Genomic DNA, 18,653 nt, shown 5'->3' with positions numbered 1-18,653 from the left:
AGAAATTAATTCACTGCACCGGAATAGTCGGCGCAAACAGTGTCTCCAAGCCGGGGACATTGATAAAGAGCAAAGCAATGGTTGTCATAACCGTCAGGATCGCATACACCAAGAAGCCCGTTTGCTGATACAACTTCTCTGGGTACTGAGCAGGGCTATCCTCCTTGAAGCCCAGATGGATATACCAGGCAATAAAGCCCGCAATCAAGGGGATGGACAGAATCAGTTCAATACGATAGCGCACGAGAAAGATACCGAAAAACAGCCCGAATGCGCATCCGTAGTAAGTAATACTGACCAACAAGCGCTCCTGATTATAGTGCGAAAACGAACTGCGGTACTGACGCGCCGTTTCAGGGTCATTGATCCGCCGGTACTCCGCAAAACGTTTTACCGCCATGAAAAACGCGCCCACCATCCAATAAGCCGCAACCAGCGAAACGGGAGGAATAACAGCGATACCCGTGCTGTACCAGCCCATCAGCAAGCGCAGCGGATTGTTGACCGATTCGGATAAGACGTCGAGATAAGGCTGGTCTTTGGTTCGGATGGGAGGAATGTTGTAAAAACATCCCATGATCCAAAGTGAGAGATTGGTCAGAAAAAATTCCAGTCCAAGCGGAACCGAAAGTAACAATCCGATGACAGCAAGTAGTAGCCATTCGCCGTAGGCGATCCGGACATTGATCTGGCCGGATGGAACTGGCCGGTTCTTCTTAACTGGGTGAAGGGCATCCTTCGGGGCATCAAGTACTTCGTTGATCACATAATTACTCGACGCCACGAACCCAACAGCCACCAGCGCCAAAATCAAGTGCCAAATAGCGGCAACGGATATTAGCTCCGGCTGGGCATAGATTGCTACCACCATGCCGGGTAGAACAAAAACGTTCTTGAACCAATGGTCAAAACGAGCGATCTGGAAATAAGGTTTTATGTCCATTGCGGGGTGGGATCACCTGTTTGTACGATCATGTAGAAGAAGGTTAAAGTGTCGATAAATCCTAGCCTATCTGCACAAAAGGCGAGCCAGATGCGGCAATGAAGACACCCTTATATAATCGGCTGCAGTGGATGACGCCCCCCTGATCCAGGCGCGCCTGCCAACGATGGCAACCGGCATGCCCGCGTTAATGGCGCCGACCGCATCCACTTTTGGTCGATCGCCTACATAGAGGATTTGATCTGGCCGAAGAGACCAAAGGTCACACGCCCTGAGAAACCCGGTGGAGTCCGGCTTAAATGCGTTGATTTCAGCATCAGTGGCAGCCAAAAAAAAGTCGACAAAGCTGCTGACACCCAAGGCGTTCAGCTTGTCTTTTGCGGGGTAGTCAGAAAATATACCGATACGAAAACCGGACTGATACAAGCGTTCAAACACGGCGACTAACCCACCGCGTCGCGCGAACTGGAGATATTTCAAAGGCCGGCGATACATCCAGTCCTGGATTATCCCTTTGAGGTTCGATTCTTCCATACCGAGTCGTTGGGCAGGCACCAAGTATTCTAGCATTGACAGAGAAAGGCTCCCATCATGCATCTGGCGCATTTGCTCCCGGGTAGTTCTGAACACACCAATTGATTTCCAGACTTGACGGGATTTGATAATCGAGCCGGTTTTGAATGGCAAAGCAAGCATTTCCAACAGCATTAATAACCGCAGAACGCTTTGGTGATAAAGCGTGCCGTCTACATCGAATAGCACGGCTCTGATAACGTGACCGTCAAGCGCAAAATGATTGTCTGACACTTCGTGAAGCCCCGCCATGCTGTTTATCGAATGCTTTTCATCAGTGTAGCTATCCGATCACCTTCGATGAAGAATACCTCTCGACCCCAAATTAAAAGTAACAGGGCGATACAAAGCATCGCAATATATGCCGCCAGTTTTTTATCGAGCAGCGCTTTCCAGGCGCGCCGATCCACGGCGGAGGCGGCGTAAAGTATTAACAGCGGCATGAGTGGAAGATGGTAGCGCGCGTGCCCGAATATAAGCATGTGCACCCCGGTGAAAACCACCAACAAAGTCCAAACCAGGTAATGAAACTTCTGTTCGTTGGGAGGGGCAAGAAACAGCCCGACTACGGCGAGTAACATTGTCAGAATATAAGCAGAATTGATAACAACAGCTAGGACAGGAATCGACCACTTGGGTGGATGGTATAATTCGCGTTCCCACGCGGCGATGATAACTCTTTCTAGACCCCAAAATGAAAAGAATTTTGCAATACTCCGCTCAATGGTCAACAATGGATGACTGAGCATGAATTGCTTGGCTTGGTCACTGGCCCATTTTGAACGCTCGGCTTCGCCCCAGTCAGCTGATTCCGGGATTGATCCTAATGAGTATGACCACCTTTTGTCGGTGGATAGTAGCGAGACAGCGTCCCATGCCCGATTTAACGGTGTGTGCTCATAGTTTCCCATCATTAGGTTCATTCCGCCCATGGTATCAATGAGAGTGAATTGATTCTGTAGCTCGGAATTACGATAGGACCATGGCGCGATAATCAAGAAAAATCCCAGCACAACGGCTGATGAGGCCTTGAGACGAGTTTTCAGATCATTGCCGACAGTGAAGAGCACCAAGGGGACAAACACCAGGAAATAGGGCCAGGCAATCGTTCGCGTTAATGCCGCAAGTCCAAGAAGCAGGCCTGCCGTTGTGGCCAACGAAAATAGTGATACGCTCGCATTGGTCATCCTAAGGTAAACGAGAATGACGAATAACATAAGAAATATAAAAAGTACCTCAGCGTATAGAAAGCTTGCAAATCCAACATAGGTAGGATAAAGAGAGAAAATGCCGGCCGCTAACAACGCTACGTTGCTAGAAAAAGCAATACGACCAATGCGGTAGAGCAGGGCGATGCTAAACAAACTGAGCAGAATTTGGACAAATCGCACTGACTGCGGGTCTTGATCTCCGGTAATAAACCATATCGCCGCGATAAATGTTGGATAACCGGGTGGCCTAATAGATGTCGGTTTCCCCTCTTCCCAAGCAAAACCATTGCCAGCTAAAAGATTCTGCGCTAGGAGTGCGTAGTCTTTTTCATCAGTGATATAAAGGCCAGTTTCGGCGGTATTATTCCAGATCGCGAAACGGATGAGAAAACCGACGATTAAAATTGCAAAAAGCCAAAGCAGTTCCCTTTTCTCGATAGCAGGCTTTTCCATAGTGTTTGCCTTCCTATAACAAAGGTAAAAAAGGAGACGAGCCAAGCGTCTCAAAATGCCGAACTTTTAGCACGAACTGGGCGATCAGTCAAGCCCGTTGGCCCGCAGGTTCTTGGTCTTGTCGATGCAGCTTGAGTTGCGCGATAGTCTTTGACTAAAATTGCTGTGGTTGAGTAAGGATTTGTGCCAAAATAGTTTTTTATACTTTGATCCGTGCCTTAATGATCGCATCCAATAAAACTTCAAAAATATCACACTAGGTCTGAAAAGCTACTTAACTTACGCTAAATAATGACTTGAACGAATAATTGTTCTGTATATATATAGCCACGAAAGAAGTTGCAGGTGACAGTATGACATTTAATTGGGCGTTTATATGATTAGCGTATTAATGTTCCTTTCGGTTTATGTCGGTGGTTTTTTGCTATCTCTTTTTTCAAACCCCGCGATTTCATTTATTGTTTATCAGGTTCTTTATTTTTTTAATCCCTCCAAACGGTGGTGGGGATCGATGATTCCTGATTTGAGCTACTCGTTTTATGTTTCAGTTCTAATGATATTCTGCACCTTCGTTGTTTACAGCAAGCAACAGGTAAATAACAAGCTCCTTGCGGCGCCACCGTTTAAATGGATGTATGCGTTTCTTGTAGTATTCATTCTGATGACATTTACTGCGGTCTATCCGGAGCGGCATGGAGCGGCGATCGAACATTTTACAAAACTAATTATCACCACTTCTCTAGCTTATAAACTGATTGATACGGAAAAAAAGCTCGATTGGGCCTTTTGGGGTTACCTTTTCGGTAGTTGGTACATCAGTTACCTTGCTTGGCAAGTTGGCCGTGATTGGTCGGGGCGCGTGGAAGGTATTGGAACCGTCGATTCGCCTGATTCAAATGGCATTGCCGCAGCGATTGCCCCTGCACTTGTCGTGGCCTTTTATTACTTTTGGGTGTCGAAAACGTGGCTACGCCGCGGTTTATTTGCAATAGCCGGAATCTTTATTGCTAATGGTCTGATTCTGATCAATAGCCGCGGGGCCTTTCTGGGTGTTGCCGCGAGCCTAATCATGTTTATGTTGTACATGTTTTTTTCATCGACTCAGCGAAAGTATCAGCGCTCAATCGCAATCATTTTAACAGTGTTGGGGCTTTCAGCTTCATGGTACCTGATGGATGATGCATTTATCGAGCGCATGCAGACAATTCAATCAGCTGATCTCGATGAAGCGGCGGAGAAAGAGACGGGCGCTACACGGACTTTTTTTTGGCTTGCAGCAATTGATGTGGCGAAAGATCACCCTCTCGGCAGCGGGGCCTATGGATTTCAGTATTTTGCCCCGACGTACATTCCTAGCGACATAGCAGTTAGCGGTGTATCTAAATCAGTGCACTCAACCTGGTTCGAAATATTGACGGAAACGGGGTTTCTTGGCATCACCTTATACGGATTGATGTTGTTATCTAGCCTCGGAGCAATCAGAAAATGCATGGCAACCTTCAAGGCGAAGGGAGACGTTGAAAATTTTTATAAAATGGTCATGCTTCAGTCGGCGTTGATCGCCTACCTGATCGCGGCGTCGTTCATGGATAGGTCCCGAGCGGTGGTAATGTTCTGGCTAATCTTATTTTCAGCTTGTGCATATAACATTTACATTTTAAAAAATCAAAAGACTGCGGTGAGCTCCCTTGCAGCAAATTCTCCCTCCACGAATTCAAAGTTGAGTTAATTTGAAGAATCTGAATGACTCGGATCTTCTTGTCTATATAGAAGGTTTTCCATAGTGCTTTTCGGTTTAATGGAGTCTCGTTCGTTTTTGGACGGCGCTTCTTGTGATAAATTCGGGTCAGTTTCTACTTCATAAACCAGAACTCGCTGATTACCCTGGTCAACAACATAAAGAAGACCGTCTTCAGAGGTAGCAATATCAGTCGGATGTTTGAATTCGAGTGGATCAGAGCCCAACTTGCCAAAGCTGGTTATAGGCCTGTCGTTTTGATCGAAAACCTGAATTCGCGAATTGCCACGGTCCACAATATACAACCAGCCATTTTGGTCAAATGCGATACCCGCGGGATTGATGAACTCACCGACTCTTGTTCCTTGTTGTCCGATAATCTTAATGAATTCGCCTGAGCTATCGAACTTCTGGATACGGTGATTCCCAAAATCCGAAACATACAGGTTCCCGTTATCGTCAAAAGCAATGGCAATGGGATGCTCAAATTGTCCCTGACCTTGTCCACGACTTCCGATCGAAGAACGATATTCGCCCTCGATCGAAAAATTGCGAATGCAATGATTTCCCCAATCCGCAACAAACAAGCCACCATCACCATCCAGAGCGACATCTCGTGGATTTGAGAGGCCCATCGAATAGAGATTCCAGCGCTTGATCATGCCTTTCGCTGTGCCATCTGGATTTAATAATTGGACTCGATTGTTACCTGTATCCGCAACATAAAGAAGACCACCGGGTCCTTCGATTACCGCATCCACATAGGAGAAGCACCCTGGGGCTTGCCCATGGCAATTAAATTCCCGGACGACTTTCCCATCATTATCAAACAGTATGACGGAATGCCCAAGGTCATCCGCGATCCAGAGCCGATTTCGCTTTGACAGGCTAACTCCAAATGGGCCGGCGAATTGCTGCGCCGTGCTGAGCAAAGGGCCAATTTGCCTGACGTAGCGAACATCCACTTCGAATGTGTCTTCATGCGAATACGCCCGGGACAAGAAGAAACAAACGCAAAAAGCCACAGATAAAAGTACGGGTCTATTCATCAGCCGGACAATCAGCGTCGGACGCATTCGGATACCACTTCGCGCCATGCTTTTAAGGCAAGTTGGATGGAAAAATTCTCATGCACGTTTCGCTTCGCCGCAGAGCCGAGTTGATGGCGAAAGGTATCATCAGACAAGAGTCGATTCACTGCGTTTTTGATCGCATCACTATCCTGCGGAGGCACCAAAATTCCGTTGATTCCGTCAGTGATGATCTCAGGTATTCCACCAACCTTGGTAGCCACGACCGGAGTACCCACAGCGCCCGCCTCAATATTGATAAAGCCAAAGGGTTCGTCCAAAGAGGGGACGACGAGTATGTCAATCGCCTTCATGATTGATGCGATGTCGGAGCGATGGCCAAGGAAGGCAACATCGACTCCTGCGGCAACGGCCTCCTCTCGAAGACAGGACTCGTAGCCGGTATCGTATTCGCTGCCTACGATGATCAGTTTCACGTTCGGATGCTGATGATGGATGCCCTGCATCGCCCGGATCAGGTATTCAACCCCTTTGATACGGCGGAGGGCGCCGACGAAACCAATGAGTCGAGTGTTGGATGGACAAATTGTTTCGCGAATATCAGGAGCCTCTGCGTATTTTTCAACATCGATGCAATTATGGATGACCCGTGTTCTTTTAAGCAGTCGCGAACCCAAAAAGCACGCCTGTGTGCGTCGGGAATTGACGACGATTCTTCTCGAGTATTTAATGGCTCCACCAAGTTCACCCGATGATTTGTAAAATAGACATGCGGATATGATGGGGACTCCAGCGAAGCGGGCAGCCACCAATTCGGCAGGGCGCCAATACACATAATCCAAGACGACCACAAGCTTGATACGTTGCAAAAGGAGCCATGACGTGAACGACATGATGCGCGCAAGATAGGCGGTTAAGCCGCAGTCGTCCTTTTCGTTCAGTGAACCCTCAAGCAATCGCAGGTTGCATGAAGCAAGCGTTTGTGTGAACGCGCCGTCAGAGGGTATCATTAGCGTTATATCGTATTTTTCAGCGAGGTCCGCTAATTGGACCTTGGTGAAGTTAGCCCGGCTTCCCGTCGATGCCGGATTGTAATAGACGCAGAGGATGCGAGTTCGTTCAGTTGCCATAACTGTGAGACACCTCAGGTTGGAGACACCAAAAAAATTGTTCTAGGCACTAGCGAACATCCCAAGGCTGAGGTCGTTTAGATTCACTGGTCATCAGTGATTTACTGGTCATCAGTCTGGGCTTTGCGAGCGGCGAAAATGGGTGTAGCCTAACTTGTTTAGGGCTAGGGCTAGGGCTAGGGCTAGGACAAGGGTCAAGAGGGTCTTTACACGAAGACGATTTAGTCGGATAAAAGGAAACCGGTTCAATTCAAAACACAACAGCCGCACTCCACTCTTAAAATAACTCAGGCACTTATACGAGTAAATCACCTTGTCTAATGTTAGGAAAAATACAGTCGCTTCCGCATTCGCCATCACAGGGAGAGTTGCACAAAGATCACTCGGATTGATCAGCACTCTCATTTTGGCAAGGCTATTAGTTCCGGAAGATTTCGGAATTATTGCCATTGTGTCTCTGGTCATCGCCTTCGTGGAGAGAATATCAGAAACCGGAGCGGCAGATTATATCATTCAAAAGTCGGAAGTAACAAAAGATGACCTGGACACGGCATGGACTCTCAACTTACTGCTTCGCGTTGGAGTCCTGCTGTTTGTCTATTTTTTCGCTCCATTGATCGCGTTGTTTTATGATGATCCCAGACTAACAGACGCTACCCGAGTTCTTGCATTTGTTTTGTTGTTTGGCGCGTTGGTCAGTCCTCAAATATTTCTTGATCAAAGGGAGCGAAATTACAAACGAATATTCGCGGTTAATCTACTCACAAAAATGTTCAGTGTGGCAGGTACAATCGCACTGGCTCTTCATTTTAGGAGTTATTGGGCGCTGGTTTTTGGACAGATCTTAGCGGCTGGGCTAAAGTTCATTTTTTCATACATATTCATGTGGTACAGCCCCAGAATATGCTTGAGAAAAGTGAAGGATCAAATTGTTTTCTCCCAATGGCTACTTTTAAAGTCGGTGTTTGGCTGGGCGCGATCTCAAATTGATACGATTCTAGTGAGCACAAAGTTTGCTGAATCTGACTTGGGTGGGTATCATGTATCCAAATACCTCGCGTTTATCCCAGGGTCAGATATCCTAACGCTTGGCATGTCGCCGTTGTTGGCCTCCTTTTCCTCAGTTCAATCAAGAAAAGAAAATTTATTATATCAAATAGAGTTCGCATTGATTATCTTGTTTCTTATTGCCTATCCTCTGGCATCGCTTCTGTTTTTTAGCGCTTTTGAGATAAATCAAATTATCCTTGGGGAAAAGTGGATTGCTTACGTCAATATTTTCGCGTTGCTGTCGCTTAGCTGCGTGACAATGCCGTTAGTTAATTTTAGTACCTCTATTTTGTATGTTGTCAAGCGCCCGAAAGAGGCCTTCTTTTTCGATGTGATTTCGATGGTGTTGATGGTATCAATTCTGTATTTTCCATCTTTTAGTAATCTTACGCACTTTGTTGTCGCGAAGGTTTCGTTTGATTTAGTCGCGGCACATAGCTACCTGGTCTTCAGTTTGCGTAGAGCAGAACTTCAGAATTGGTCAAGAGTAATCAAGATATTTTTGACGAGCGCAATCCTTGCGATTTTGATTGGAATTTTCGTCAAACAGGTGGTAGTAATGGACAATGTGCTTCTGTCAGGCTCAGTTAAAATATTACTTTACGTTATGCTATGGATAATGGCTCTGAAGATGATTTTCTTGCTCTATCTCAAATCCACTCCCATTGGTTTTCATATTGAATACTTGCAAAACAGGGTATTAGGACGTTGGGCAAAGTTTGGTATATTTAAGAACCAACCGAGGAGCTTCAGCCTTTGATTTTCGCTGCGACCACGAATATTAGCGCCTAATGGATTCTACTGGACATTCTGTAGTTATTTGCTCTACAGTGAGAAAGATAGATCTTAAATTTATTCATGAGCAGAACAATTTTAATCAGCGAGATTTTCCCGCCTATTCACGGTGGCAGTGGCCGATGGTTTTATGAGCTTTACAGTCGATTATCTCCGGACGCTATTATAATCGCTGCAGGTACAGCACCGAAAGCTTCTGAGTTTGACCCAGGGCAAAACTTACGCATCTATCGTTTGGATCTATCCTCGCCAAGCTGGGGCATTAAGAGTTTGAGAGGCATCAGATTCTACCTGAGAACACTTAACTCGGTAAAAACAATACTTGATAGAGAAAAAGTCAATTTTATACATTGTGGCAGGTGTATACCAGAAGGTCTTGTAGGCTGTCTTTTAAAATGGCTCTATGGAATTCCCTATATTTGCTATGTTCATGGCGAGGAATTGGAGTTTTCTTCCCTCAGTCGAGAGTTGAGCCTTCTGGTCAGAATGACAACTCGTAATGCAAACTTATTGATATGCAATAGCGAAAATACACGGGGACTCTTGATCACGGCATTCAAACCAGACCGGCAGAAAACAGCCGTACTACACCCTGGCGTCGATGCACATAAATTTATACCTGCACCCTATGACATAGGAGTAAGAAGAGAACTGGGCTGGCATCATCGCCCTGTTATTTTAACAGTTGGCCGTCTGCAGCAGCGCAAAGGGCATGATATGCTAATCAAGGCGCTGCCGCAGATCATTCAAGCACATGCTGATGTTCTTTATGCCATAGTAGGGGATGGCGAAGAACGGGAATCGCTTGAAAAGCTGGTTGGAGCGCATCAGCTTGAAGCTCATGTTATGTTTATGTCTGAAATCGAAGATACAAAGATGATTCAGTGCTATCAGCAATGCACGTTGTTCGTGCTGCCAAATAGGGCGGTTAACAAGGATATTGAAGGCTTTGGAATGGTTTTGGTTGAAGCTCAATCCTGCGGCAAGCCTGTGATTGCCGGGGATTCTGGGGGGACTGCGGAAACGATGAGAGTCGGGGAGTCCGGCTATGTTATTGACTGTACCAAGCCAGAACCCTTGGCCGCAGCAATCATTGGTATACTCAACAACCCGGGGTTAGTCAAAGAGATGGGAAATGCAGCGAGAGCGCATATTGTTAATCATCTTGATTGGAAAGCCCACGCTTCTAAAGCCTCGCAGTTGTTTGAATCCGCTAAAATGTAATCGGTTATGTTTTTGCAATTTTAGTGATTTTGACCAATTTGTTAAATGAAATAACTTTGACTTAAACTTGACTACGTTAGCCGATGATCAAAAGAACGTCAAGGTGATTTTGTGAAAGTCGCATACTTTGCCCTTGCCCCGTATATTGCTGGATCAGAACGATCACTTCAGGTGCTGCTTGAACATGCCACGGCCGCTGGAGTGACGCCGGTTGTTATATCTCCAAGCGACTCCCCGTTACTGTCGTGGGCAAAAAATAAAGGCATAAAATGCTGTGCTGTTGATATCAATTATATTTCACCAAAATCATCTCCACTCAAATGGGTTTTGGCGCAGATATGCCTTATAAAACATCTCCTGACTGAAAGAGTAGAGCTTATACACAGTAACCAAATGTGGAGCCTGCCAAGCACAAGATTTGTATCTAAACTACTTAAGATTCCTGTTGTATGTCATTTACGTGATCCCATTGAGAAAAAAAACACTTGGTGGTTGACCCCGGCTCCTGACGCGACAATTTGCGTCAGCAAACATATAGAGAGGCAGCTTTTAGCGTCGCTGGGCAATAAAATCACAAATAATATTACAATCATTGACCCTGTAGAAATACCTCAAGGAATTGCTTCTAATACTAGTCTAGCTAAGTTGCGTTTTGAAGCAAAACAGCATTTCCGCCTTCCGCTCGACTCCGTGATTTTGGGGTTTATTGGGCAAATATCCGATGTTAAGGGGGTATGCGAACTTATTGAAACATTTTCTTTGTTAAAGAATAATAATACCTTTTTACTAATTGCCGGTAAAGATTCCTCACCGAGCCAGGAATATCTCGAGAAGTGCCGGTCCCTTATTTCTCGACATGGCTTGGCTGAAAGAGTCACATTTTTAGGTTTCCTTGAAGAGACCAAACAATTTTATCATGCGGTTGATCTGGTAGTGATGTACTCAAAGGAAGAGCCATTGGGACTAATCCCGCTGGAAGCTGCGGCGCGCTACACTCCAACTCTTGCAGCGAATGTAGGCGGTTTGCCGGAACTGATTGAGCATGGCCACACGGGATGGCTAGAAGATGAACTCGAATGCTCAAAGCGCGCGATCAATCTGGGGCGAATCATTACTGCTGACCTCTCCCAATTTGGGCAAAATGCCAGACTGTTCTTGGAAAGGATGCCTGGCCCCAAAGAGTACGCGGAACAAATCGTGCGCATTTATCATAGGCTTTTATCGGGTTAGGCAATCGGGTTAAATCAATTTCAGCACTTCGTGAACTCCGCAATTCCAACGACGTTCAGGCGCCTTAGTTACTATGACAATGCTTTCTATCATTCTGCCGACATACAATCGCGCGCGGTTTTTGCCAAAGGCGCTGGAGTCCATTTGTGCGCAGTGCTTTTCTGATTGGGAATTAATCATTGTTGATGATGGCTCGGACGATGATACCATTAACATTCTCGGTCAGCTAACAAGCGGGATTGAACAACCTGTCAAGATTATTGAACAAGAAAATCAAGGCGCTTATGGCGCCCGGAACACAGGGTTGGATCAGGCGAAGGGAAAATATGTTGCCTTTTTCGATAGCGACGACGAATGGCTGCCACATCATCTGCGGGACTGTGTCGATGCGCTTGAACAGAATCCAGATGTCGATTGGGTGTATGGCGCTTGTCGGATCATTGATAATGCCAGCGGCGAGGTGAAGGAGGAGAGCACGTTTTACCCGAACGGTATTTCTCGGCCCTTTATCCAGCTCAACACGCATCAAGTCGGGGATCTAAGAATTATCAATGATGATAAGGCCATCGTATGCGCGATTTTGCACGGCTTTTATAGTGGTCTTCAGAATTCAGTTTTGCGAGCGCGGGTTTTTGACAATTATCGTTTCGACTATCTCGAACGAAACGAGGCGGAAGACCAATTATTTGTGATTCGTATGCTGCTTGCTGGGAAATCTATTGGTTACCTCGATAATGTGCATGTCAATTATTGTCTCCATGATGCCAATTCCTCGGCTGCCGGCGGCTCCCAGGGTCTTGATCGACAGGAGCGCGTCCTTCGTTTGATGATCGCAGGTTACGAAAAGCTTCTCAGGGAGAAGCCGCTTCCTCAGCAGGTTAGGAAGGCATTAAGGAAACGCGTCGCCGCTGACTGCTTTTGGCAGCTCGGATATGCGACACTCTGGCAATCCGGACAGCGAACCGAAGCGCGAGCAATGTATCGCCGGGGTCTCGGCTACTGGCCATGGGATTGGCGTTACTGGAAAACCTATTTTGTTTCATTTGTAAAATGAAGAGGTCCATCAATGTTTAGAATAATCGCCAGTCGAGTTTTAGCTGCGTTGCCTGCCTTAGTTAGAAAAACGGTTTGGTGGGTAACCGACGCGGAATGGCGTCGTGAATTTGGTGAAGTAAAAAAACGAATTCGAGTTCTTAAAAAAAGAAAAATCAAAGCTCTGCAAAAAATCTATCCGCAAACAAGAAAAGAAGTAATTTCTGGTCCATTTCAGGGCATTAAGTTTGCAGATAGACCATTTAGGATGAAAATTTTGGGCACTTATGAAAAAGAACTTCATCAATGTTTCGAACAAATTAATGGCAAGCCCTACGATTTGATTGTGGATATTGGTGCCGCCGAGGGATATTACGTGGTAGGACTTGCCAGAATGTTTCCTGAAGTGCCAGTGATCGCTTTTGAAGCGAATCCTAAACTACATCGAGCTTGTCTGGAGCTTTGTAAACTTAATGATTGCCTAGATCGCATCACAATCAAAGGTTTATGCGGGCCAGAGGATCTGATAAAATCCATTGAATTAGCGACATATCCTTTCATTCTCTGTGATATTGAAGGCGCTGAATGGGAGGTTCTGAACCCGGAGCTAAATCCTGATCTGTATAAGGCTGACCTTATTGTTGAAATTCATGAGGATTATCGCGCCGGAGTTGAAAAGATTTTGCTAGAACGATTCGAGAAGTCGCACTGCATCAACATTATTCCTTCCGTTGACAGAACACTATCAGATTTCCCGACGGAGATCATACTTGAGGATGACCTGAAATTAGCAGCAATGGATGAGACTCGTTGTAAGATGAGTTGGTTCTGTATGCACTCTCGCCGTTGAGGAGTGAGCATGTGTAGTAAAAATCCTTTGTTTAGAATGCAACAAAACTTTCATAGGTATAGGTTCGTTTAATGGCCTTGATCATAACTCCACCCAATACCTAGGGTCCATGTCAGGAAAGCTGCAAGTTAGCCCTTAATATACAGTAGCTTAGGCTTCGAGGCGTAGCCCGTCTGTCCAGGGTGGACGAAGTTATGATCAAGGCCCGTTTAATGTATGGCCTTCGTACCAGATCATCAATATTCTGATTATGAATAAAAAAATACTCATTACAGGTGGAGCGGGTTTTATCGGAAGTCACCTTTCGAGGAGGCTTCTGCGCGAAGGCCACGAGGTGCTTTGCGTTGATAATCTGTTTACTGGAAATAAAGACAATATTATTGAACTTTTCAGTAATCCCCGTTTCGAGTTTATGCGCCACGATGTGACCTTTCCGCTTTATGTGGAGGTTGACGAGATTTATAATCTCGCTTGTCCCGCTTCACCGATTCACTATCAATTTGATCCTGTTCAAACAACCAAAACCGCCATCCATGGGGCGATTAACATGCTCGGGCTTGCTAAAAGAACTCGGGCAAAGATTTTGCAGGCATCCACTAGCGAAGTGTACGGTGACCCGGAGGTGCATCCTCAGCCGGAAACCTATTGGGGAAGAGTTAATCCAATCGGCATCAGATCCTGCTATGACGAGGGCAAGCGATGTGCCGAAACGCTTTTTTTTGACTATCATCGCCAGCACGGATTGCCCGTGCGCGTCGTGCGGATCTTCAATACCTACGGTCCCAATATGCATCCCGGAGACGGACGCGTCGTCTCAAACTTTATTGTTCAAGCACTGAAGAATAAGGATATTACCATATACGGCGATGGTTGTCAGACAAGAAGTTTTCAATATGTGGATGACCTCATTGAGGGAATGGTTCGCATGATGGACAATACAGAAAATTTTACAGGTCCAGTCAATCTCGGGAATCCGGGTGAATTTACGATGAATGACCTCGCTCGGAAGGTTCTTGCACTCATTCCTGAAAGCACGAGCAACATCATCTATCAACCGCTTCCCCAGGATGATCCGAAACAGCGCCGCCCGGATATCGCGCTTGCTAAAGAAAAAATCGATTGGGAACCGAAAATTGGCCTCGAAGAAGGGCTTATGGAAACCATTGAGTATTTCCGTGATAAGATCTAAAGCACGATCTGATTAGCAAGCACTCTCAGCTTGTTGAGTTTTCCGCGACTGGACAGCTAATGATTGGCTATCTTACAACTTCGGGCTGACATCCTAACTATATGAGTGTACAAAATACGATTAGCGATTATGAGAGAAAAAAGTCAAGCCAGATTTTATGAACTAACTTAACAGCAGGTTATTTATGAATTACTATCTATACGCGATAAAGGCGAGGCTACTTGAGCTTGTACGCTTCGATTACCCGCAGCTCAAGCTTCCGCTTTCTATGTATCTTCTATTTTTGGCTTGGTCTCAATTTCGCATTGGGAAGCCCCTTCTCGCGCTGCAGTGCTTAGCAAAGCTTCAAAGAAGTGCGTGGCTGGGATCTACTGGACCTGTTGTCAAGTTAGTCAGGAAGTATGTGTACGAGAGGCCGGATTCGGGCAATCGTCGCTTACAGTTAATTGACGAATTGTCTGAAACTGTTAGCCAAAGTGAGAAAACTGAGCGATTTTTTAACAATCCGCTTGCGCTCTTTGATGGCGTTTGCCGTATTCTAAAATTTCCTACGGGTGCTGGGAAGGGTGTCATCATTGTCAAGTACAACTATTGTTTTCCATTGATGTTCAAGCTATTTGACATGAAGTCACTTGCGGAGCACTATCATATTGTTTTAGAGCCGAGCTGGGCGGGCACTTGTGACCCTGCCATCATTGCTTACAGCGTGCTTGATGTGCCGGTTTTTGTGATGGCCTATGAAGATCGCGACCGTGATTTTTTGAATTTAATTAATACAACTCTCAACCCCATTTGTCTGAGTTCTAATTGGTGGGTAGACCACCGCGTGTTTTATGCGGATCCTTCGGTAACAAAAGACATTGATGTAGTAGTTATAGCCGCGTGGGCACGTTTTAAACGTCACCACAAAATATTCAAAGCTCTTCGTTCGGTTAGAAAATATCGAGGAAATATAAAAATAGCACTTGTGGGATATCCCGGCGATTTAACGATTGATCAAATAAAGAAATTGGCAACACACTTCGGCCTAAATGACGTGATAGAATACCATGAGAAAATTCCTCAATGCAAAGTAAGCGCTATACTTAGACGTTCAAAGGTGAATTTGCTATGGTCGCGATTTGAGGGTATCAACCGAGGTATTATTGAGGGCATGTTTTGCGACGTACCTTGCGTAATCCGAGAGGGCTTCAATTACGGGCAAAAATATGCCTACATAAACCCGAAAACAGGCGTGTGGGCAAGCGAAAGTAATCTTCCGGAGGTATTGGTTGATGTAATTGAAAAATATAATGAATTTGAACCCCGCGCTTATGTTATGGAGCATCATAATTGCTTCTTGGCAACAAAAAAATTACAAGAATTAATAAATGCAAGTTTGCGGAACTTGGGTAAACCCGGTATTCATGGTATCGCGGTGAAAGTCAATGAGCTTAATTGTATGAAATATTTTGATGAAGCAGACACAACTAGATTTGCTTCCAGTATAAAAAACTTAATTGAGTTTGTCAGATGATTAAAAAGACATTTGCCTTTGGACCTATGGTGGGACTTCCCGCCACAGAGTGGGTGGGTAGAGATGTAGGAAAATTTTTGGATGGTTGTCATGGCATTGAGGTCATTTTTTTCGATAATTTTCAAGTCTTGCCATCTGCTGACGCTATCTTTGTTGTTATGAGAGTTATTATAAACCGTTTTGGTCCTTAAAACTGATAGACAGTTTCAATAATGCGCGCTATTTTTTTTCTAGGTCTGTCGATCATTTTGGTCCTTGAGGACAAGAAAGAGACAGATACTAGCGGAAAGCACTGGTTAGGTGTTCATATACGCATTACATTACCAGATATGGAGGCTCGCGTTAATGCTCCCTGACGTAAGTGCGTGTCATGTCCTTGCAGCCGACGGTTGGGGTAGCTACGCGCAAATGGCCTGGGTTTCTGCCTGCACGTTCCGCCGCCATCACCCTGACGTACCCGTGATATGGGTCGTTGATGAACTCACCTACGAGAACATGAAAACCTTCCCGTCTGCGGTGCGGGACGGGCTAGACCTTGTGTTGCGGGTGGAAACGGGATTAAAAACCCTCCGGGATCGGAGCCGCTTCCTCAAGACCACGCTGGCCCAGCATGTCGAGGGGCGGGTGCTCTACCTTGATACGGACACCATCGTGCAGCGCCCCATCCCGGAACTTCTCCAGTTCACTGGCGAGTTCGCAGCGGCACTGGAGTTTAATACCCTGCCAAGTGATAGGTTCTTCCCAGAGGAGCTCGCTAACACCGTCTATTCCAAACTTGGCTGGAACGCCCCCACCCGCCTATACTTCAACAGCGGCGTTTTCGTGGTAAATGTCTCCCCTCGGACCCTTGAACTCTTCGACCGCTGGCATTTCGGCTGGCAGGCGAGTCGTAGGATCGGGCACTCGAGCGACCAGGCGTCCCTCAATCACGCTATCGATGAACTGGGGCTTTCCCCAACCATTCTTGCACCTGGATGGTGTTGTTCCGGCCTTGGCGATTCTCCGCCGCCAGCATTTCACATTTTTTCACGTCCAACCGGTACCCAGGCACTCTCGTCATGCACATGGCCGAGCATGCTGCTGATTGTGGCGACATCGACTGGGACGCCTATGAGGGAAGCCTACGCGAAGGGCACCCATGGGGTCCGTCCCCTCCCGCTTACCTGCTCTGGCGATCGCGCCACCATTGGCGCGCTGCGGTCGCGAAGTGTCGAAAGCTGCTTGGCGCCTGACAGCCTTGTCAGAGTATGAGGAGATTCACCTATGTGGAAGAAAATGCTTGAGCGCCGCGCGCGCGCCGGAAACTGCTTGAAGCTTCCCTTTGCCTTGTGGTCCTTACTGCCCTTGGACAATTGGGCTGCGCACCAGTACGGTGTCCTCCGCCAATGTGAGCGCGAAGCCGCCGAGACACTTCTGCGCAAGTATGGCACTGAGCTCGACATATCCGCCAGTGATGTAACCCACCCGGGCAGGGCGAAACCGTGCTAGCCCTAATTGACAAGCCGTAGAAGTATTTACCCTCGATTCTGGACATTTCCGTCCGACTCGTTCAAACTGCCTGCCTATGTTGATTGACGAGGCAGCCCCCTGAACTTGCACGACATCACCCTGCGTGCGGTCGCCCCAGATGAAGAGGCGCGCTTCAAAGCATTGCTCGAGGCGTATCACTACCTGGGCGCGGCGGCAAAAATCGGTCACACCCTCTGGTATGTCGCCATCTGGCGGGATCAGTGGTTGGCGTTGCTGGTGCTGAGCGCCGCGGCCTGGAAGTGCGCGGCGCGCGATCAGTGGATCGGCTGGGATCGCCGCTACCAGTTCGACCGCCTGCATCTGATCGCCAACAACGCCCGCTTTCTCATTCTGCCCCAGTGGCATGTGCCCAATCTCGCCTCCAAGGTGCTGTCGCTGTGCGAGCGCCAGGTCAGCACTGATTGGCAGACCCGCTTCGGTTATCCGCTGTGGTTGCTGGAGACCTTCGTCGATCCGCGCCGCTTTACCGGCACCTGCTATCGCGCGGCCAACTGGCTGGAGGTCGGGCAGACGCGCGGGTACCGCCGCACGCGCGCCGGCTACAGCCAGCAGCCCGATGGCGCCAAGCGGGTGTTTGTCCGCCCCTTGATCGGGCAGGTCCAAGCACGCTTGTCCGACCCAAGACTCGATTCCCAGTATCGCTATGGAGCCCCAAAACTCATGATCTCCGCACAACAGATGCGTTCGCTTCCTGCGTTCTTTGTCGATGTCCCTGATCCGCGTCGCGGCCAAGGCCGGCGTCATCCCTTGCCGGTGGTTCTTGCGATCTCCGCCGCGGCGGTGCTGTGCGGGGCGCGTGGCTATAAGGCCATCGCCGCTTGGGCGAAGGATCTCAGCCAGGCGGCCCGGGCGCGCTTTGGTTGCCGTTATCGCAACGGTCGCTATGAGGTGCCCAGCCGCACGCGCATCCGCGATGTCCTCACCCGGGTCGATCCCGACGCCCTTGATGGGGCGCTGCAGGGCTGGAATGCGCAGATGGGCGCCGAGGACGAGGGCCTGGCCATTGATGGCAAGACGATGTGCAATGCCATCGACGCCGAGGGACGCCAGACCCACATCCTCGGTGTCGTTGGACATGACTCCAAGGTCTGTCACACCCAAAAAAAGTCGGTGCTTTGCCTGTCAATGGCAGTGATGAACTGAAGCAAACCAACGAGA

16 protein-coding genes are annotated in these 18,653 nt (G+C 47.4%); 11 read left to right on the top strand and 5 right to left on the bottom strand.

Features of this window, described 5'->3' with window-relative positions; genetic code table 11:
• Window positions 1–10: 10 nt before the first annotated feature.
• From Thiowin_RS13350 to Thiowin_RS13340, 3 genes are all read right to left on the bottom strand, one after another.
• Window positions 11–943: a UbiA family prenyltransferase gene (locus tag Thiowin_RS13350; protein WP_328983500.1), complete on the bottom strand. Its 933-nt coding sequence runs from the start codon at window positions 941–943 to the stop codon at window positions 11–13.
• Between the two features lie 66 nt (window positions 944–1,009).
• Window positions 1,010–1,768 (bottom strand): HAD family hydrolase, encoded by a 759-nt coding sequence (locus Thiowin_RS13345; RefSeq protein WP_328983499.1) that lies wholly within the window; start codon window positions 1,766–1,768, stop codon window positions 1,010–1,012.
• 5 nt (window positions 1,769–1,773) lie between these two features.
• Entirely contained in the window at window positions 1,774–3,180 is a 1,407-nt protein-coding gene (locus Thiowin_RS13340; protein WP_328983498.1) for an ArnT family glycosyltransferase, read from the bottom strand.
• A 391-nt stretch (window positions 3,181–3,571) separates the two neighbouring features.
• Here Thiowin_RS13340 and Thiowin_RS13335 point away from each other — a divergent pair, with 391 nt between their 5' ends.
• Window positions 3,572–4,909: an O-antigen ligase family protein gene (locus Thiowin_RS13335; protein WP_328983497.1), complete on the top strand. Its 1,338-nt coding sequence runs from the start codon at window positions 3,572–3,574 to the stop codon at window positions 4,907–4,909.
• Here Thiowin_RS13335 and Thiowin_RS13330 read toward each other — a convergent pair.
• The gene (locus Thiowin_RS13330) at window positions 4,906–5,994 is read right to left on the bottom strand and encodes an NHL repeat-containing protein (RefSeq protein ID WP_328983496.1); all 1,089 of its coding nucleotides are present in this window, start codon (window positions 5,992–5,994) and stop codon (window positions 4,906–4,908) included. The two genes, Thiowin_RS13335 and Thiowin_RS13330, sit on opposite strands and share 4 nt — an antisense overlap.
• Window positions 5,979–7,079, bottom strand: a complete 1,101-nt coding sequence (locus Thiowin_RS13325; protein ID WP_328983495.1) for a glycosyltransferase family 4 protein — start codon at window positions 7,077–7,079, stop codon at window positions 5,979–5,981. Before Thiowin_RS13325 ends, Thiowin_RS13330 begins: the two co-directional genes overlap by 16 nt.
• Window positions 7,080–7,467: 388 nt before the next feature.
• On the opposite strand from Thiowin_RS13325, the gene Thiowin_RS13320 reads away from it, so the two are divergent.
• The 10 genes from Thiowin_RS13320 (at window position 7,468) to Thiowin_RS13275 (ending at window position 18,638) form a co-directional block, all read left to right on the top strand.
• Window positions 7,468–8,889, top strand: a complete 1,422-nt coding sequence (locus Thiowin_RS13320; RefSeq protein WP_408034081.1) for an oligosaccharide flippase family protein — start codon at window positions 7,468–7,470, stop codon at window positions 8,887–8,889.
• Window positions 8,890–8,987: 98 nt separating this feature from the next.
• Window positions 8,988–10,148, top strand: a complete 1,161-nt coding sequence (locus Thiowin_RS13315; protein ID WP_328983493.1) for a glycosyltransferase family 4 protein — start codon at window positions 8,988–8,990, stop codon at window positions 10,146–10,148.
• Window positions 10,149–10,259: 111 nt separating this feature from the next.
• On the top strand, window positions 10,260–11,378 hold the full coding sequence (locus Thiowin_RS13310; protein ID WP_328983492.1) for a glycosyltransferase family 4 protein: 1,119 nt from the start codon (window positions 10,260–10,262) through the stop codon (window positions 11,376–11,378).
• Between the two features lie 73 nt (window positions 11,379–11,451).
• Window positions 11,452–12,432, top strand: coding sequence for a glycosyltransferase family 2 protein (locus Thiowin_RS13305; RefSeq protein WP_328983491.1), 981 nt, complete (start codon window positions 11,452–11,454; stop codon window positions 12,430–12,432).
• Window positions 12,433–12,444: 12 nt separating this feature from the next.
• A complete protein-coding gene (locus Thiowin_RS13300) occupies window positions 12,445–13,260 on the top strand; it encodes a class I SAM-dependent methyltransferase (protein ID WP_328983490.1) in 816 nt (271 codons plus the stop codon).
• A 250-nt stretch (window positions 13,261–13,510) separates the two neighbouring features.
• Window positions 13,511–14,449 (top strand): UDP-glucuronic acid decarboxylase family protein, encoded by a 939-nt coding sequence (locus tag Thiowin_RS13295; RefSeq protein ID WP_328983489.1) that lies wholly within the window; start codon window positions 13,511–13,513, stop codon window positions 14,447–14,449.
• Between the two features lie 184 nt (window positions 14,450–14,633).
• Complete coding sequence (locus tag Thiowin_RS13290) at window positions 14,634–15,965, top strand: glycosyltransferase (protein ID WP_328983488.1); 1,332 nt, start codon at window positions 14,634–14,636, stop codon at window positions 15,963–15,965.
• Complete coding sequence (locus Thiowin_RS13285; protein WP_328983487.1) at window positions 15,962–16,156, top strand: hypothetical protein; 195 nt, start codon at window positions 15,962–15,964, stop codon at window positions 16,154–16,156. Before Thiowin_RS13290 ends, Thiowin_RS13285 begins: the two co-directional genes overlap by 4 nt.
• Window positions 16,157–16,310: 154 nt before the next feature.
• Window positions 16,311–17,216 carry a putative nucleotide-diphospho-sugar transferase gene (locus Thiowin_RS13280; RefSeq protein ID WP_328983486.1) on the top strand — a complete coding sequence of 302 codons (906 nt, stop codon included), beginning with the start codon at window positions 16,311–16,313 and terminating at the stop codon, window positions 17,214–17,216.
• A gap of 342 nt (window positions 17,217–17,558) precedes the next feature.
• Complete coding sequence (locus Thiowin_RS13275) at window positions 17,559–18,638, top strand: Druantia anti-phage system protein DruA (RefSeq protein WP_328983485.1); 1,080 nt, start codon at window positions 17,559–17,561, stop codon at window positions 18,636–18,638.
• Window positions 18,639–18,653: the final 15 nt, after the last annotated feature.

The organism is Thiorhodovibrio winogradskyi, assembly GCF_036208045.1.
In the GTDB taxonomy this organism is placed as follows: Bacteria; Pseudomonadota; Gammaproteobacteria; order Chromatiales; family Chromatiaceae; genus Thiorhodovibrio; species Thiorhodovibrio winogradskyi.
This window is presented reverse-complemented; position numbering and strand designations above follow the sequence as displayed.

Excerpts from the sequence above, each read along its gene's own strand:
- Thiowin_RS13350 (WP_328983500.1), bottom strand. The coding sequence starts at position 943 with ATGGACATAAAACCTTATTTCCAGATCGCTCGTTTTGACCATTGGTTC.
- Thiowin_RS13345 (WP_328983499.1), bottom strand. The coding sequence starts at position 1,768 with ATGGCGGGGCTTCACGAAGTGTCAGACAATCATTTTGCGCTTGACGGT.
- Thiowin_RS13340 (WP_328983498.1), bottom strand. The coding sequence starts at position 3,180 with ATGGAAAAGCCTGCTATCGAGAAAAGGGAACTGCTTTGGCTTTTTGCA.
- Thiowin_RS13335 (WP_328983497.1), top strand. The coding sequence starts at position 3,572 with ATGTTCCTTTCGGTTTATGTCGGTGGTTTTTTGCTATCTCTTTTTTCA.
- Thiowin_RS13330 (WP_328983496.1), bottom strand. The coding sequence starts at position 5,994 with ATGCGTCCGACGCTGATTGTCCGGCTGATGAATAGACCCGTACTTTTA.
- Thiowin_RS13325 (WP_328983495.1), bottom strand. The coding sequence starts at position 7,079 with ATGGCAACTGAACGAACTCGCATCCTCTGCGTCTATTACAATCCGGCA.
- Thiowin_RS13315 (WP_328983493.1), top strand. The coding sequence starts at position 8,988 with ATGAGCAGAACAATTTTAATCAGCGAGATTTTCCCGCCTATTCACGGT.
- Thiowin_RS13305 (WP_328983491.1), top strand. The coding sequence starts at position 11,452 with ATGACAATGCTTTCTATCATTCTGCCGACATACAATCGCGCGCGGTTT.
- Thiowin_RS13300 (WP_328983490.1), top strand. The coding sequence starts at position 12,445 with ATGTTTAGAATAATCGCCAGTCGAGTTTTAGCTGCGTTGCCTGCCTTA.
- Thiowin_RS13295 (WP_328983489.1), top strand. The coding sequence starts at position 13,511 with ATGAATAAAAAAATACTCATTACAGGTGGAGCGGGTTTTATCGGAAGT.
- Thiowin_RS13290 (WP_328983488.1), top strand. The coding sequence starts at position 14,634 with ATGAATTACTATCTATACGCGATAAAGGCGAGGCTACTTGAGCTTGTA.
- Thiowin_RS13285 (WP_328983487.1), top strand. The coding sequence starts at position 15,962 with ATGATTAAAAAGACATTTGCCTTTGGACCTATGGTGGGACTTCCCGCC.
- Thiowin_RS13280 (WP_328983486.1), top strand. The coding sequence starts at position 16,311 with ATGCTCCCTGACGTAAGTGCGTGTCATGTCCTTGCAGCCGACGGTTGG.